The 15,999-nt window shown below is 38.5% G+C and carries 9 protein-coding genes; 5 read left to right on the plus strand and 4 right to left on the minus strand.

Annotation, left to right across the window (positions count from 1 at the left end; genetic code table 11):
• Positions 1 to 403: 403 nt before the first annotated feature.
• Both gltB and LZQ00_RS13155 read left to right on the plus strand, forming a co-directional pair.
• Entirely contained in the window at positions 404 to 4,918 is a 4,515-nt protein-coding gene (gene gltB, locus LZQ00_RS13150; RefSeq protein ID WP_234509740.1) for a glutamate synthase large subunit, read from the plus strand.
• A 16-nt stretch (positions 4,919 to 4,934) separates the two neighbouring features.
• Positions 4,935 to 6,392, plus strand: coding sequence for a glutamate synthase subunit beta (locus LZQ00_RS13155; protein ID WP_234509741.1), 1,458 nt, complete (start codon positions 4,935 to 4,937; stop codon positions 6,390 to 6,392).
• Between the two features lie 116 nt (positions 6,393 to 6,508).
• On the opposite strand, the gene LZQ00_RS13160 is transcribed toward LZQ00_RS13155, so the two are convergent.
• Positions 6,509 to 7,801 carry an esterase-like activity of phytase family protein gene (locus tag LZQ00_RS13160; RefSeq protein WP_234509742.1) on the minus strand — a complete coding sequence of 431 codons (1,293 nt, stop codon included), beginning with the start codon at positions 7,799 to 7,801 and terminating at the stop codon, positions 6,509 to 6,511.
• A 176-nt stretch (positions 7,802 to 7,977) separates the two neighbouring features.
• Here LZQ00_RS13160 and LZQ00_RS13165 point away from each other — a divergent pair, with 176 nt between their 5' ends.
• From LZQ00_RS13165 to LZQ00_RS13175, 3 genes are all read left to right on the plus strand, one after another.
• On the plus strand, positions 7,978 to 10,929 hold the full coding sequence (locus LZQ00_RS13165; RefSeq protein ID WP_234509743.1) for a VIT domain-containing protein: 2,952 nt from the start codon (positions 7,978 to 7,980) through the stop codon (positions 10,927 to 10,929).
• A 237-nt stretch (positions 10,930 to 11,166) separates the two neighbouring features.
• Complete coding sequence (locus LZQ00_RS13170) at positions 11,167 to 11,550, plus strand: transposase (RefSeq protein WP_234509243.1); 384 nt, start codon at positions 11,167 to 11,169, stop codon at positions 11,548 to 11,550.
• Entirely contained in the window at positions 11,547 to 12,422 is an 876-nt protein-coding gene (locus LZQ00_RS13175; RefSeq protein WP_234509244.1) for an IS3 family transposase, read from the plus strand. Before LZQ00_RS13170 ends, LZQ00_RS13175 begins: the two co-directional genes overlap by 4 nt.
• A 311-nt stretch (positions 12,423 to 12,733) precedes the next feature.
• Here the strand turns inward: LZQ00_RS13175 and LZQ00_RS13180 are convergent, their stop codons facing one another.
• The 3 genes from LZQ00_RS13180 to tgt are packed head-to-tail and all read right to left on the minus strand — an operon-like array spanning position 12,734 to position 15,888.
• Positions 12,734 to 13,645, minus strand: coding sequence for a DMT family transporter (locus LZQ00_RS13180; protein ID WP_234509744.1), 912 nt, complete (start codon positions 13,643 to 13,645; stop codon positions 12,734 to 12,736).
• A gap of 10 nt (positions 13,646 to 13,655) precedes the next feature.
• Complete coding sequence (locus LZQ00_RS13185) at positions 13,656 to 14,735, minus strand: LptF/LptG family permease (RefSeq protein ID WP_234509745.1); 1,080 nt, start codon at positions 14,733 to 14,735, stop codon at positions 13,656 to 13,658.
• Between the two features lie 22 nt (positions 14,736 to 14,757).
• Positions 14,758 to 15,888 (minus strand): tRNA guanosine(34) transglycosylase Tgt, encoded by a 1,131-nt coding sequence (gene tgt / locus LZQ00_RS13190; protein ID WP_234509746.1) that lies wholly within the window; start codon positions 15,886 to 15,888, stop codon positions 14,758 to 14,760.
• Positions 15,889 to 15,999: the final 111 nt, after the last annotated feature.

Below are 15,999 nucleotides of genomic sequence, written 5' to 3' on the forward strand. Positions count from 1 at the left end.
TATCCCGTAGCATGCATTTTTTTATAGCACAAACCATATCTCCATTCTTCTAACAGTACTTATGCTTTTAACTAAAAAGATCAACTCCTTTTTAAACATATTGTCAAATCGAATACAGATCGTAAATCTAGTTATTACATATTAAATGAATATTATAGGTAGTTTAAGAAAAAAATTCTGCAAGCAAATCAATATTGAATTTAATTCTGCGGTAGACTCATAATAAAATACGCAATCGTGAAATTAAAAAAAACCATAAAAACCAACAACAAAATACAATATCAACAACAAAAGCACCTATATTTACAAATAAAACAATATAAATTAAAATATTTTATAAAATCTACAATTAAATACAGTTTTTGTTCTTATATTAGCAAAACAATATTTGAAAAGGAAGAAGATGATTGAAACTGGTAAAAACCAAGAGGGGCTCTACGATCCAAATTTTGAGCATGATGCTTGTGGAGTTGGTTTTGTAGCACATATAAAGGGAATAAAATCACACGCACAAGTGCAGGATGCTTTAACCATGTTAGAGAATATGGAACATCGTGGAGCATGTGGATGTGATCCAGAAAGCGGTGATGGCGCAGGTATTATGATCCAGTTGCCACACGAATTTTTATGGGAAGAATGTATTAATTTAGGTATACAGCTAAAAGAACCAGGTTACTATGGAACAGGAATGGTTTTCCTTCCAAAAGAAACTGAAATGAACAAAATATGCAGAGCTGTCATTGAAGAAGCTGCTGCAGAAAGAGACATGAAGTTCCTTGGGTTTCGGGACGTTCCAGTAAGTAGAGCTGGTATCGGACCAACGGCTTTGAGCGCTGAACCCGAAATTGTTCAATTCTTTATCGACAGACCAGACGGTGTACGTGATACCGAAGAATTTGAACGCAAACTATTCGTCCTAAGACGTCTGATCATCCAAAAGATCAAGAAACATCAAGAATATCCACTTCCACTTTATTTCGCTTCTTTATCTTGTAAAACAATTATTTACAAAGGTCAGTTGACAACTTATCAAGTAGGCACCTATTTTAAGGACCTGCGTGATCCTCGAGTTATCTCGGCTTTTGGTTTAGTACACTCTCGATTTTCAACCAATACATTTCCTTCTTGGTCATTAGCACAACCTTTCCGAATGTTGGCGCATAATGGCGAGATCAATACATTAACAGGTAACCTGAACTGGTTTTATGCCGGTATGCGCGCACTTTCATCACCTTATTTTACCGAAGATGAAATGGAGATCTTACTACCAGTAGTAGATCGCGGCCAATCTGACTCCGCTTGTTTAGATAACGTAGCAGAGCTATTATTACATAGCGGTAGAAGTTTAGCGCATGTCATGCTGATGCTTGTACCAGAAGCATGGGATGGCAACACACAAATGGATCCTTTAAAAAGAGCGTTTTACGAGTATCATGCTACATTAATGGAGCCTTGGGATGGTCCTGCAGCCTTATGTTTTACAGACGGTAAATCCATTGGTGCAACGTTAGATCGCAATGGATTACGTCCGTTACGCTATGCGATCACTTCCGATGACCGTGTTATTGTCGCTTCTGAAGCTGGAGCGCTTCCTATTGATGAATCAACCATTATTAAAAAGGGAAGACAACAAGCAGGGAAAATTTTCTTGGTCGATATGGAGCAAGGAAAAATATTATCTGACGAAGAAGTAAAAGGAGAATTAGTTCGCCAACAACCTTACGGAGATTGGTTAGATCGTTATAAAATTAAATTAGAAGAATTAACAGAACCTCGTGTTACCTATACCTATTTATCAAAAGAATCGGTATTTCGATATCAACAAACATTTGGTTATTCAAGAGAAGATCTGGAAACGATCTTGACACCAATGGCACTCACGGGTTATGAGCCAACAGGATCTATGGGTTCCGATGTACCTTTGGCCATCTTATCCGATCAACCGCAGCATTTATCAAGTTACTTCAAACAGTTTTTTGCACAAGTAACCAACCCACCAATTGATCCTATTCGAGAAAAACTGGTGATGAGTTTGGCTACTTTTATTGGTAATGCAGGAAACATCTTAATTGAAGACAAGAAATTCTGTCACTGTGTAACCCTTGAACATCCCATATTAACATCCAAAGAATTAGAGAAACTACGTTCTATTGATACAGGTGTTTTCCAAGCAAAAACTTTGCAAACCTACTTTAGGGCAGATGGTCAAGACGGATCTTTAGAAGCTGGATTAGAACGTTTATGTCGGTATGCTGATGATGCCGTGCGCGATGGTTTTGAAGTCTTGATTCTTTCAGATCGGGCAATTGACTCACAACATGCTCCTATTCCATCGATACTAGCAGTATCCGCTGTACATCACCATTTAATCAAAACGGGTAACCGTGGTGCTGTTGGACTTGTTGTCGAAGCAGGAGACACATGGGAAGTTCATCATTTTGCTTGCTTATTAGCATTTGGTGCAACAGCCATTAATCCTTATATGGCCTTAGCGAGTATCCGTACCATGAAAGAGCAAAATACGATCGAAACAGAACTCACTTGGCCTGAACTTTCAAAAAATTATGTAAAAGCCGTAAATGCTGGATTATTGAAAATATTCTCAAAAATGGGAATATCAACCTTACAGTCTTATCATGGGGCACAGATTTTTGAAGTTTTAGGCATTGACAAGACTGTTGTTGACAAGTATTTCTGTGGAGCGGTATCGCGAATAGGGGGATTAAACCTGGATGATATTGCGCAAGAAGTACTGACAAAACATTGGGTGAATTTCAAAGAAAGCCGTACACCAAAAACACTACTACCTGAAGGAGGAATATACCAATGGAAACGTCGTGGTGAAGGACATTTATGGAATCCTGATACCGTTCACTTGCTGCAACAAGCTTGTCGAAATGATGATTATGCCACTTACAAAAGATATGCAGAGAAAATAAACAACCAAAAGGAACAGATGTTCACATTGCGTGGTTTATTAGACTTTGCAAAACATAGAACTGCTATTCCGTTGAGTGAAGTAGAACCTGCCAGCGAAATATTAAAACGTTTTGCCACTGGAGCGATGTCTTTCGGTTCCATTTCCCATGAGGCACATAGCACATTAGCGATTGCCATGAATCGTATTGGAGCGAAATCCAATACAGGTGAAGGCGGAGAAGATGAATTACGTTATGAACCCCTACCAAATGGAGACTCCATGCGATCTGCCATTAAGCAAGTCGCATCCGCCCGTTTCGGTGTAACATCCAACTACTTGACTCAGGCTGATGAAATACAAATCAAGATGGCGCAGGGAGCAAAACCTGGAGAAGGAGGACAATTACCAGGTCCTAAAGTGAATGAATGGATTGCAAAAACACGTCACTCGACTCCAGGGGTAGGTTTGATTTCTCCCCCTCCCCATCATGACATCTATTCTATCGAAGATTTAGCACAATTAATCTTTGATTTGAAAAATGCGAACCGTGCAGCTCGTATCAATGTCAAATTAGTTTCCAAAGCTGGAGTGGGTACCATTGCCGCAGGTGTAGCAAAAGCGCATGCTGATGTCATATTAATTGCTGGATTTGATGGCGGAACAGGTGCATCACCTATTAGTTCAACAAAACATGCAGGTTTACCTTGGGAATTGGGATTAGCGGAAGCACATCAAACATTGGTTAAAAATAAATTAAGAAGCCGTATTGTATTACAAGCAGACGGACAAGTAAAAACAGGTCGTGATATTGTTGTTGCCACATTATTAGGCGCAGAAGAGTGGGGTGTTTCTACCGCTGCCCTTATCGCTGGTGGATGTATCATGATGCGTAAATGTCACTTGAATACATGTCCTGTAGGCGTAGCGACCCAAGATCCAGAATTACGTAAATTGTTTACAGGAAAGCCAGAAGATATCGTGAACTTATTCCGCTTTATGGCAGAAGAAATCCGAGAAACCATGGCCGAATTGGGTTTCAGAACCATTAATGAAATGGTTGGGAAAGCACAGTTCTTGAAAAAACGCGAAGACATCACGCATTGGAAAGCCGCTAAGATTGATTTTTCAGGCATCTTATATGTAGAACCCAACGAACAAGGTCAATCGTTGTACAACACAGAAGAGCAAGATCATGGCATGGGTATGATCCTGGACTGGGGATTATTGAAGCAAGCAAAGATTGCTTTAGAAAATAAGACTCCAGTATTTGGCACTTTCGTGGTTAAAAATACGGATCGTACGATTGGAACACTCTTGTCCAATGAGATTTCCAAGATATATGGGTCAGAAGGATTGCCAGATAATACGATCAATTATAAATTTGAAGGTTCTGCTGGGCAAAGTTTTGGTGCATTCTCAACCAAAGGATTATCCTTTGAATTAGAAGGAGAAGCAAATGACTATGTTGGAAAAGGCTTATCTGGAGCACAATTGGCTATTTATCCAAAAGCGGAAAGTCAATTAGTGCCACATGAAAACATCATTATCGGAAATGTTGCCTTATTTGGAGCGACATCCGGACATCTGTTCATCAATGGACAAGCAGGAGAGCGATTTGCTGTCCGTAACTCTGGAGCTACGGCAGTTGTAGAGGGTGTTGGTGATCATGGTTGTGAATATATGACTGGAGGACGTGCATTAATTTTAGGATCTACAGGACGTAATTTTGGAGCTGGTATGAGCGGTGGCATCGCATGGATCTACGACACACAGGGAACATTTAGAGACAACTGCAATACAGAAATGGTGGATTTAGATCCATTGGAACAAGAAGATGAAACGGCTATTATTGCTTTATTAAAACGACATATTTTATTAACCAACAGTACAATTGCGCAACACATCCTGCAACATTGGAGTGCTGAAAAAAGCAAATTTATTAAAGTATTCCCGAAAGAATACAAACATGTATTAGGTAAAAAATTAGTCGAAGCATAAGTCAGGAGGAAAAGTCATGGGTAAAATAACAGGATTTAAAGAATATAATCGCGAGCTTCCTCAAAAAGAACCGGTAGCAAGCAGAACACAAAATTATCAAGAGTTTAATAAAGGATATTCCGATAGTCAATTGCATACGCAAGCAGCAAGATGTATGGACTGTGGTATCCCATTTTGTCATTCGGGATGTCCACTTGGCAATGTAATTCCTGAATTTAACGATGCGGTATACGATGGCAAATGGGAAGAAGCCTATCATATCCTCACTTCAACCAACAACTTTCCCGAGTTTACAGGACGCATCTGTCCTGCACCTTGTGAGTCGGCATGTGTATTGGGTATCCATAGTTCTCCAATTACTATTGAAGAGATCGAAAAACATATTATTGAAATTGCTTTTAATAAAGGTTATGTAAAACCTAACAAAGGCTATATCAAAACAGATAAAAAAGTCGCTATTGTAGGCTCTGGCCCAGCAGGTTTAGCTGCCGCAGCACAATTGAATAAAGCTGGTCATGAGGTAGTCGTTTTTGAGCGAGATGATCAAGTCGGCGGTTTATTACGCTATGGTATTCCTGACTTCAAATTAGACAAGAAAATTATTGATCGTCGGATTGATATCATGAAAGCTTCTGGCATCGTGTTTAAGGTCAATGCGGAAGTTGGAAACAATATCTCAACTAGCGAGTTATTAGCCTTCGATTCCGTTATTTTAGCGACAGGATCAACAGTACCCTGGCATTTAGATATTCCTGGAAAAGATTTAAATGGTATTCACTTTGCGATGGATTTCTTGAAACAGCAAAATAAGAAAGTAAGTGCTATTGATTTCACAGAACAAGCGATCTTGGCAACAGGAAAACATGTTGTGGTCATTGGAGATGGAGACACCGGATCCGACTGTATTGGAACCTCCAATCGCCAACAAGCGAAAAGTATTACACAGATCGCACGGAAACCTACTCCATCCAAGGAAAGATTAAAAAATAATCCTTGGCCTATGGATAAAATAACGTTTGAGACCTCCTCTTCACAGGAAGAAGGTTGCGATCGTCTTTGGGCAACAGAAACGAAAGCATTTATCAGTGGTGAAGACGGACATGTTAAAGCTGTTCAGATCATCGAAGTCGAATATCAAGTTGATGATTATGGTAGAAGAACGCTTTTAGGGCAATCCGAGCCTAAGGAAATACCTGCAGATCTAGTTCTTTTGGCTGTAGGATATCAACATACCGAGCATCAATTAACAGCCCAGTTAGGTGTTCAAGTAGATGCTCGTGGCAATATCATTGCAACCGATAAAGCTTACCAAACTTCAGTCAACCACGTCTTTACAGCTGGTGATTGTAGAAAAGGTCAGTCTTTAGTTGTATGGGCAATCTCAGAAGGTCGCGAATGTGCCCGAAAAGTAGATGAATTTCTAATGGGATATTCAGAACTCGAAAGCAAAGAAGCAACTCATTATTACGCTTAATACCAATCCTAAAATAGAAAAGAAGAAACCCAGTAAAGAAATTTACGGGGTTTTATTTTTGATGCATTTCCAGTTCAAGAGGCTACCCACCATTTTGTACAGCGGGAGGTAACCACCTATTTGAGCGCTGTTTTCAACTTAATGAAGTAGATACTATTTTTGTCAACTGTTGAGGTATAAGGAAGTATTTTACTCGCGTAAATTCCAGTTCCTGTCACTCCAAAATCATCATCATTACACACGGCGATCAATGTGGAGTTGATAACGGTTAGACCCTCCGCCTTATCATGCGGATATAAAGGGTTGACATCCGTCATGAGATCTACAACCAATGTTTTCGTAACCGGTTTTATGTTATATTTCGCCAATGTAGCAGCATCTTTCAGTTCTTCAACTGTTTTTCCATCAAACAGCTTACCATTTGCGGTATTATTTGGATCACTGATATCGGTTGCATCGGCAAGATCAATTTTATAAATCTTTTTAAATACTGTTACTTTATTTGCTGCAGTTGCATACTCACCATCACGCTCTAAAACAATAAAAGTAGAATTGCTGATCGCTGCAATTTCACTTACAGCTTGCAAGTCTTTATTCTCCATCATATACACAAATTGCTTTGTTGTTCCACTCATGAGATCAACAGTAACGATACGAATAGCCAATGAGTTCTTCATTGCATCTTTACTTGGGTTGTACAATGGATATTGCATGATACCCACTAAAGTTTTCCCATCAGGTGTTAACGTTAGCCCCTCCATACCACGATTTGGGCGGCGTTTGGCTAATACTAAAGGCAACTTCTTTCCTGTAGACCAGGGGTTCAATCGTTCAATTTCTCTTCCCGTTGCATCAAAATGAATGATATGTGGCCCATATTCATCACTCACCCACCAAGATCCATCAGCTCCTCTTGCCAATCCTTCAGAATCTATGCCATCAACACTTGGTGTCAATGGAGTACCATCTACCGCTAAAGCAATTTCTCCTGATCCTCCCACCCCATCTGGATTTGGTAAGCCATTCAAATGGACGCCATTCTTGTTTTTCAATTCGACAATAGACTCCAACACAAGTGTGTTGTCTTTTAATCTAAATTTTCCGATCTGCGGCGTAAATGCAGGATTTGCAAAAACTTTACTGTCCTTCACTTGACCATCGATATTCGGTCCCCGATCGGTCAATAGATAAAAGATAGCCTTATCATTCGGATCTTGAACCATTGCCGATCCATAACCCCCGTTATACACTTTTACACCCTGTACATCAGCCAATACTTTTGGATTAGAGGCCGTTGCATAATCAGGATAAGTCAGATTAACAATCGGATCTATGATTTTGTTGACATCATCTTTACCACAAGCTGAAAGCAAGAGCGAAACAGCTAGCACACCATAAATTTTTTTCATTGTCTACGTATTTTATTCCGCAAACTTAATACAGTGAAATTACCTTATGATTAGAAGAATGTTAAGTATACTATTCGTTCAGAAATTATTTATCATAAAAAAACAAGAGCACTTATGGAATCTGATGAGATCCTGCATCCTATCCGAAATTAATCCAATAAGCTAATCTAAAAAATATGAAAAAGCTGATGCTATTATTGCTGATTTTATGTCTCTCGCAACATGACGAGATCAAATCGCAAGAGAACCCAACAAGACCAATTCCGAGTTTAAAGATCTCGAATGATCCAAAGGGACAAGCAAAGGTAGGTTTACAGAACCTCGATATCCAAGTCGACATCTTTGGCAATATAGCCAAAACAACGATGACAATGACTTTTCACAACGATGAGAACAGAGATTTAGAAGGAACATTAACTTTTCCGATGCCAGAAGGTGTCTCTGTAACAGGATACGCTTTTGATATCAATGGGAAGCTTCGTCAAGCCGTTGCAGTGGACAAAAACAAGGGTACTGAGATCTTCGAAAGTATTGAGTCTCGTCGTGTGGATCCAGGATTGCTAGAACGTGTAGAAGGCAATAATTTTAAAACAAGAATTTATCCCTTACCAGCAAAAGGACAAAGAACTATCAGCATTACCTATGAAGAGAACTTGCAATTTCATGCTACTACAGGTTTTCAATATAATCTGCCGCTAGCTTATAAACAAGCTATTGCGCAATTTAAACTTCAGGTAAACGTCTATCAATCGGATAAAAAGCCAACTTTCGTTAGCAATCCAGATGCCTCACTTTCTTTCTCAGAAGAAAATCACATGTACCAAGCGAGCATAAATAAAACTAATTTTATACCGGAAAAGTCACTCAGCATAATATTACCCAAACAGGTCAATAAAAATAAGATCCTAACACAGGTCAATCAAGATCAATCGTTCTACTTTCTCAGCAATGTATTCCTAGAAGCTCCTTCAAAAACAAAAACTTGGAAGAACAAAATAGGTATCATTTGGGATAATTCCTTAAGTGCTAAAGACAAAGACATCCAAAAGGAATTGGACTTGCTAGATCGTATCATACAACAAAAAAAGGATCTAACGATAGAACTTGGTTTGCTTAACATCAACTATGTTAAAGCAAAAACATTCCAGATTGAACAAGGGAATTGGACTGCATTGAAAGACTATTTATTGGCCATAACTTACGATGGAGGAACAGATTTCTCCCAATTAAACGAACAAGTATTACAAGCGGATGAGTATCTATTTTTTACAGAAGGCCTATCGACATTTGGCTCAAACCAAGTAGCCATCAGAAAGCCGATTTATTGTATTTCTTCTTCCGCTATTGCCGATTACAGCACACTCCAAGCCATCAGTAAAAAAACAGGAGGAAAGACCATCAATCTATTGAAAACAAATCCTGCTGATGCAGTAGAACAATTAGGATCTGAAAATTTAAAATTTTTAGGTATAAAAGAAGCGATGGATTTTTCAGAAATATATCCTGCCGCCAACACAGAAGTCCATGAACATATCGCAATAACGGGTCTGGGGAAAAATAAAAATTTGAAACAGATGACCTTACAGTTTGGTTATGGCAATCAAGTAACCAAAGAAGTTAAAGTCGATGTGAATTATCAACAGAATGAGTTAGACGTTCATAAAATATGGGCACAGCAAAAAATCGCTGCATTGGATGTGGATTATAACCAAAATAAAGAACAGATTGAAGAACTGGGTAAGCAATTTGGCATTGTTACCCGTAACACAAGTTTAATTGTCTTAGAGACAGCATCCGACTATGTACGCTATGACATTGCACCACCCGCAGAACTGCTTGCCGAGTATAATAGCCTTAAAAAAGAGCGAAATACCCTTCAGGAAGAACGTGTCAATGATTTATTAGCACAAGCTGAACTATCGGTTGAACAACTTAAAATTTGGTGGAATACCGACTTCAGCCCAAAGAAACATTACCCTAAACCGAAGAAAATAATAGATGAAATTGCTGTTGAAGAAATGAGACCTGTAGCAGATTATACTCCTCCCGTAGCAAACTCACAAGCTACTGAAAAGGAATCTATCTCAATGGATGCTAAAAAAATGGAATCATCAGATGCACTACAAGAGGTTGTGGTGACAGGCACATTGCAAGGTAAAGTTGCCGGTGTCAGTATTGCCAATGAGAACACAGCAATAAATAATGCTTCTTCTCGTGCAAAAATTACAATTCCTGAGATTAAAGAAGACAATGTTTATCTCCAAGCACTAGAAAAATCAGCTCATCCCTATCAAACATACCTCGAACTGCGTCCAGCATATTTGGGAACGCCTACATTTTATTTTGATGTTGCCAATTTCTTTTATAGAAAAGGGATGAAGGATAAAGCCTTGTTAGTGCTAAGTTCGCTTGCAGATCTTCAAATTGAAAATGCAGATCTATTTAAAACATTGGCTTACAAACTTAAACAATGGGAACAATATAAGAGTGAACAATATATCAGTAAGAAAATTTTAGATTGGCGTCCGATGGATCCACAAAGTCATCGGGACTATGCTTTAGCGCTACAAGACAATCATCATTACCAAGAAGCATTTGAGCAACTTTATAGCATCCTAACACAGAGCTACTCACCCGAAGCAGCCAATCGAGATGATGGTATCGAAGAAATTATTGTTATGGAATTGAATAATTTATTGAAATTAAATAAGGCTGCTATAAACGCTAATCATACGAGTAAAAAACTCATAGCTGATCTGCCTGTTGACATTCGTGTGGTAATCAACTGGAATTCTAGAAATACAGATATTGATCTTTGGGTAACAGATCCTCGAGACGAAAAATGTTTCTACAGCAACAATAGCACAGCTATTGGAGGTCGTTTGAGTAATGATTTTACAGGAGGATATGGACCTGAACAGTTTTTATTAAAAAAAGCAGTCAAAGGAAAATACAAAATCGAAGTCGATTTTTATAACAATAGCGAATTAACACTCGCTGGTCCTGCTGCTGTTATGGCTGAAATATATCTGTATTATAGTTCCGGAAGGCAAGAACGTAAAATCATCACCATATACTTAGATAAGGATAAAGAGCGTAATGTGACGATTGGAACATTTGATTTTTAACGTTTTTATACGTCTTATCGTACAGAAAGCGTGTTCTTGTTGGGACACGCTTTCTTCTTCTCTTCCATAACTGCAGTATTGACTTAGTTGTCTCAGCATGCCATCTTCGATTTGGTATTAAACTTGTTTGCAAGGCAATATTTAACACATGAAGACAATAGAGCATTAAGGATAAAATTAGTGTCTATTCCTAAATTACCCTTACACAAATCGGAGTAATTATTAATTTTATATAATATGGAAACACCGAGAAAAGGGAAACATACAGGAGCCCCTGTTACCTACGAATCATCTTTTAAGATTGCAGTTGCCAGAGAATACCTTGAGGGCAATCTGAGCCAGTCACAGCTTGGGCGTAAACATGGACTTAAGAGTGGCGAGGTGGTTCGCTATTTTGTCAACTGGTACAAAAAGAACATCGCCCAAATCCATTCAGGCCTTATTTCACCTGACAGCGAGCTGCCGCCTTTAGCATCCAGCAGTCCTGATGAGCAGCTTCAGGAGGAACTCCGGCTTGCCAGGCTGAAGATTACCGCCCTTGAGATGATGATCCATATTGCAGAGCAGGAGCTGGATATCGATATCCGAAAAAAGTCTGGTACCAAACCGCCAGTAAAATGAAGGAGATATTTATCAATATTCCCCTGAGTACCATTTGCTCGCTGTTTGGCAGAACAAGACAGTCCTGGTATGAAATGAACGCCAGAAGGGACGTTTCGGTGATTCAGGATGGAATGATACTAGAATGGGTCCGGGAAATCAGATCAGTGCTTCCGCGTACAGGATGCGTAAAGCTTCTTCATATGCTGCAGCAGAACCTCAAAGCGCATCATATTACCATCGGAAGGGATGCTTTTTCCAGGCTGATCAGGGACAATGGCATGCTGATCTATCCCAAAAGGAGATATGTGACCACCACGATGTCCTACCATCATTACAGGAAATGGCCGGATATGATCAGCCGGGCAAAGCCCCTGATGGCCGAGCAGGTCTGGGTAAGCGATATTACCTATCTGCGGACAGGCACGGGATTTATCTACCTTTTTCTGATCACAGATGCCTATTCCAGAAAGATCGTAGGCTACCATCTCAGCCAGTCACTAAAAGCTTCCGGATGCCTATCGGCACTCCAAAAGGCTATAAACGGCAGGGAATATAAGCAAAGGCCGCTGATCCACCACTCGGACAGGGGGATACAGTACTGCTGTGATGCCTATGTGGAACTATTGCAGAGAAACCATATCCAGATCAGTATGACTCAGTCCGGATCACCCTATGATAATGCAATTGCCGAAAGGGTAAACGGTATACTGAAAACAGAATTTGAGCTCTATAACACCTTTGAGTCCTATTCAATGGCTATTGAACCGGTGTGCAGAGCGATAGAAAGATACAATAATGTCAGACCGCACATGAGCTGTAAAATGATGACACCGGCGCAAAGACATAGTCAGGAAATCACTAAAACAAGAAACAGTACAACCCGATTGTAAGGGTATACACGGACAAAGAAAAAACAATGTAAGGATATATCCGTATAACTTTTTATAATTGTAAGGATTTAACCGTTTAACTATCCGAATGCTGTAAGGATAATTCAGGATAGACATAGGATTTAACTGGTAAAATAGTAGGGAGCTGGTTCGGACCTCAACCGTACCTTGTTCAGACCTCGTTCGAATAAAAACGAACAAGGTACGGTTGAAATACGTATGAGATACGTTTTATATATGAATTATTTTACAATTTAATATCCAGACAACCCAAATTAAAAGAGTAACACTATTTTAAAATTTGACTCAGATTAGTAAATCTTTCTAATGATCAACTCTTTCTTCCGTTTCTTCATCTTCGTTTTAATATAGGGATATAGAAATACGGCACCTAAAACAATCACAGCACCTATATAGAAACCCAAGCTCATGGTCTCTTCCTGACCGAAGATGAGTATAGCGAGTATAATACCATAAACAGGTTCTAAATTGGTTGCTAAGGCGACTGTAAATGCACTCAATTCTTTCATCACCGCAACACCAAGTACATAAGCTATTGCGGTACAGATCACCCCTAAAATAAGTAAATAGATTAAGTCAGATTGGTTCAATAGCATGTGTTCATTAAAGTCTCCACTAAAAGCCATATAAATGGATATCCAAAACCAAGCACCTAACATTTCATAAAATGTAATCAAGGTTGCACTGGATTTCTTGACCATTCTCGCATTTGCTATAGAAAAGATACTGGCACAAAATGCACAAGTTAAACCTGCAATGATACCTTCAATATAATGAGATTCAAACTGAAATATCATATAAATCCCGAGTATAATCACCACACCAATCACCATATCCATGATCGGAATCTTTTGTTTATTGATAATCGGCTCAAGAATAGCGGTATACAGCGTAAGTGATGAGAGTGTCACTAATGCAACAGATACTGTAGATACTTTAATGGCATAAAAGAATAAAACCCAGTGAAAACCCACGATTCCTCCTACTAATATAAAAGATATAAAATTTCTTCGTGTTACCAGAATCTGCTGTTTAGTTGCTACAAGATAGACAAATAGGGAAATTGCAGCAATTAAGACACGATACCAAACAAGATGAATAGCAGAAACAGAAATTAAATTTCCTAAAATACCCGTAAAACCCCATATCAGGACAGTTAAATGCAGAATAAGAACATTCTGATTTATTTTTATATTAGACATATAAATATGTTTATTTTGGCGCTTTTATAGCCAAATAGATTGCAATAATTAAAAACGTCACGTTTGGGATCAATACCGCAATCAAAGGAGGAAGTCCTCCCTTTAAAGAAAACATATTGGCAAATTGGATAAAAACGATATAGGTAAAGCTCAGTCCAATACCAATACCTAAACTCAGTCCAATCCCCCCTCTTACTTTTTTGGAAGATAATGCCACACCCATCAACGTGAGCACAAAAGCAGAAAAAGGATAGACATAACGTTTATATTTTTCCAATTTCAAATCCGTCATCATCCCAGTACCCCTAATTTCTTCCTTATGAATACGTTCATTCAGATCTTTGGTATCCATCGCTGTAAAAATATTATCATACAGTTCAAAATCCGCAGGTTTCATATCCAATGTCGTGTCTTTTGATACCCCTTTTTCCATACGCTCATGCAGACCATTGATAATACGATTGCTATAATCCTGGATCTTCCATTTTGTCGTAACCGAATCCCAAGTAATCCGTTCTGCAATCAGTTTCTCCAACAATGTGTCCCCTTTAAATTTCTCCAAAACGAACTTATAACCAACTTTCATATTATTATCAAAGTTGTCAATATAGACATAACTGTTTTTATCAATCTGCATATGTGTGGATACCTTGGTGTTATCCTTGAGCGGTTTCACATAGATATTTTCAAAGTCAATTTTAATCTTATTCGTTTTCGGAATAATGTATAGATTAAAGATGAAAGAGATGGCAAAAATAAGCGTAGCAGAAAAAGCATATGGTCGCAAAAGACGATTGAAACTATAGCCTGCACTTAAGATGGGGACTATTTCAGTTTGGTCTGCCATCTTTGATGTAAAGAAGATAACAGCAATAAAATTGATCAAAGGACACAGAAAATTTAAATAAAACGGAATAAATCCCGCGTAATATTCAAATATAATCTTGTCCATTGGTGCATTATATTTCAAAAAGTCATCCAATCGTTCAGAAATATCAAAAATGACCATGACTACAGTAAAAATAGCCATCGTGAACACAAACGTGGTCAGATATTTCTTGATGATATAACGATCGATGATAGAAAACATAATGCTACTAAGATGCAAAAAATTACAAACGTTGACCTAATACTTTGACCATTTTATTTTTCCAATCATAGAATGTACCGTCTACAATTTTCTCGCGAGCTTCATTCACTAGCCACAAATAGAAATGTAAATTGTGTAAAGAAGCAATTTGCGCCCCTAAAAGCTCTTGTGAACGGATTAAATGACGTAGATAAGCTTTCGTATACACCTGATCTGCAAAAAGATCACTATCTGGATCCAATGGAGAGAAATCGTCTTTCCATTTTTCATTTTTGATGTTAATCGTACCATGACGTGTAAAAATCATACCATTACGTGCATTACGTGTTGGCATTACACAATCAAACATATCAATACCCAAAGCAATATTTTCTAACAAATTGATGGGCGTGCCAACTCCCATTAAATAACGAGGTTTGTCAACAGGAAGGATATTGCAGACAACTTCTGTCATCGCATACATCTCCTCCGCAGGTTCGCCTACAGACAATCCGCCAATAGCATTTCCCTCTCGGTTGAATGAAGCAATTTTCTCTGCAGATTTTTCACGTAAATCTTTATAAACCGATCCCTGAACAATGGGAAACAACGTTTGATCATAGCCATAAAGCGGTTCTGTACTATCAAAACGGTCACAACACCGCTTCAACCAACGGTGAGTCATATCGATCGAACGACGCGCATACCCATAATCACATGGATAAGGAGTACATTCGTCAAACGCCATAATGATATCCGCTCCGATGATACGTTGTGTATCCATCACGTTCTCAGGTGTAAATAAATGCTTCGAACCATCTACATGTGAACGAAACGTTACACCTTCTTCCTTAATCTTACGATTATCGGACAAAGAGTAAACTTGGTAACCTCCAGAATCTGTTAAAATAGGTCTGTCCCAGCCTATAAATTGATGTAGACCTCCAGCCTTATTCAATACATCCAATCCCGGACGTAGATACAAATGATACGTATTACCCAAAATAATTTGAGCTTCAATATCATTTTTTAATTCATGTTGATGAACACCTTTAACAGTACCAGCGGTACCAACAGGCATAAAAATAGGAGTTTGAATTTTTCCGTGAGCTGTCTCGATAACACCTGCACGCGCTTTGGAAAATTTATCTTGTACTTGAAGGGTGAATTTCATTAATATCTTATTTTTGGGGACTTTAATTTGATGATTTTTATGCTTTTCAAAAGCAATTTCCCCCATTCATTTTTTAAAAATCTTTGCAAAAATACTATAAAAACCAATGCA

The organism is Sphingobacterium sp. SRCM116780 (assembly GCF_021442025.1).
Taxonomy (GTDB): domain Bacteria; phylum Bacteroidota; class Bacteroidia; order Sphingobacteriales; family Sphingobacteriaceae; genus Sphingobacterium.

Coding starts and splice junctions, on each gene's coding strand:
- LZQ00_RS13185 (WP_234509745.1), bottom strand. CDS start 14,735: ATGTTTTCTATCATCGATCGTTATATCATCAAGAAATATCTGACCACG.
- LZQ00_RS13165 (WP_234509743.1), top strand. CDS start 7,978: ATGAAAAAGCTGATGCTATTATTGCTGATTTTATGTCTCTCGCAACAT.
- LZQ00_RS13175 (WP_234509244.1), top strand. CDS start 11,547: ATGAAGGAGATATTTATCAATATTCCCCTGAGTACCATTTGCTCGCTG.
- LZQ00_RS13155 (WP_234509741.1), top strand. CDS start 4,935: ATGGGTAAAATAACAGGATTTAAAGAATATAATCGCGAGCTTCCTCAA.
- tgt (WP_234509746.1), bottom strand. CDS start 15,888: ATGAAATTCACCCTTCAAGTACAAGATAAATTTTCCAAAGCGCGTGCA.
- LZQ00_RS13170 (WP_234509243.1), top strand. CDS start 11,167: ATGGAAACACCGAGAAAAGGGAAACATACAGGAGCCCCTGTTACCTAC.
- LZQ00_RS13160 (WP_234509742.1), bottom strand. CDS start 7,801: ATGAAAAAAATTTATGGTGTGCTAGCTGTTTCGCTCTTGCTTTCAGCT.
- gltB (WP_234509740.1), top strand. CDS start 404: ATGATTGAAACTGGTAAAAACCAAGAGGGGCTCTACGATCCAAATTTT.
- LZQ00_RS13180 (WP_234509744.1), bottom strand. CDS start 13,645: ATGTCTAATATAAAAATAAATCAGAATGTTCTTATTCTGCATTTAACT.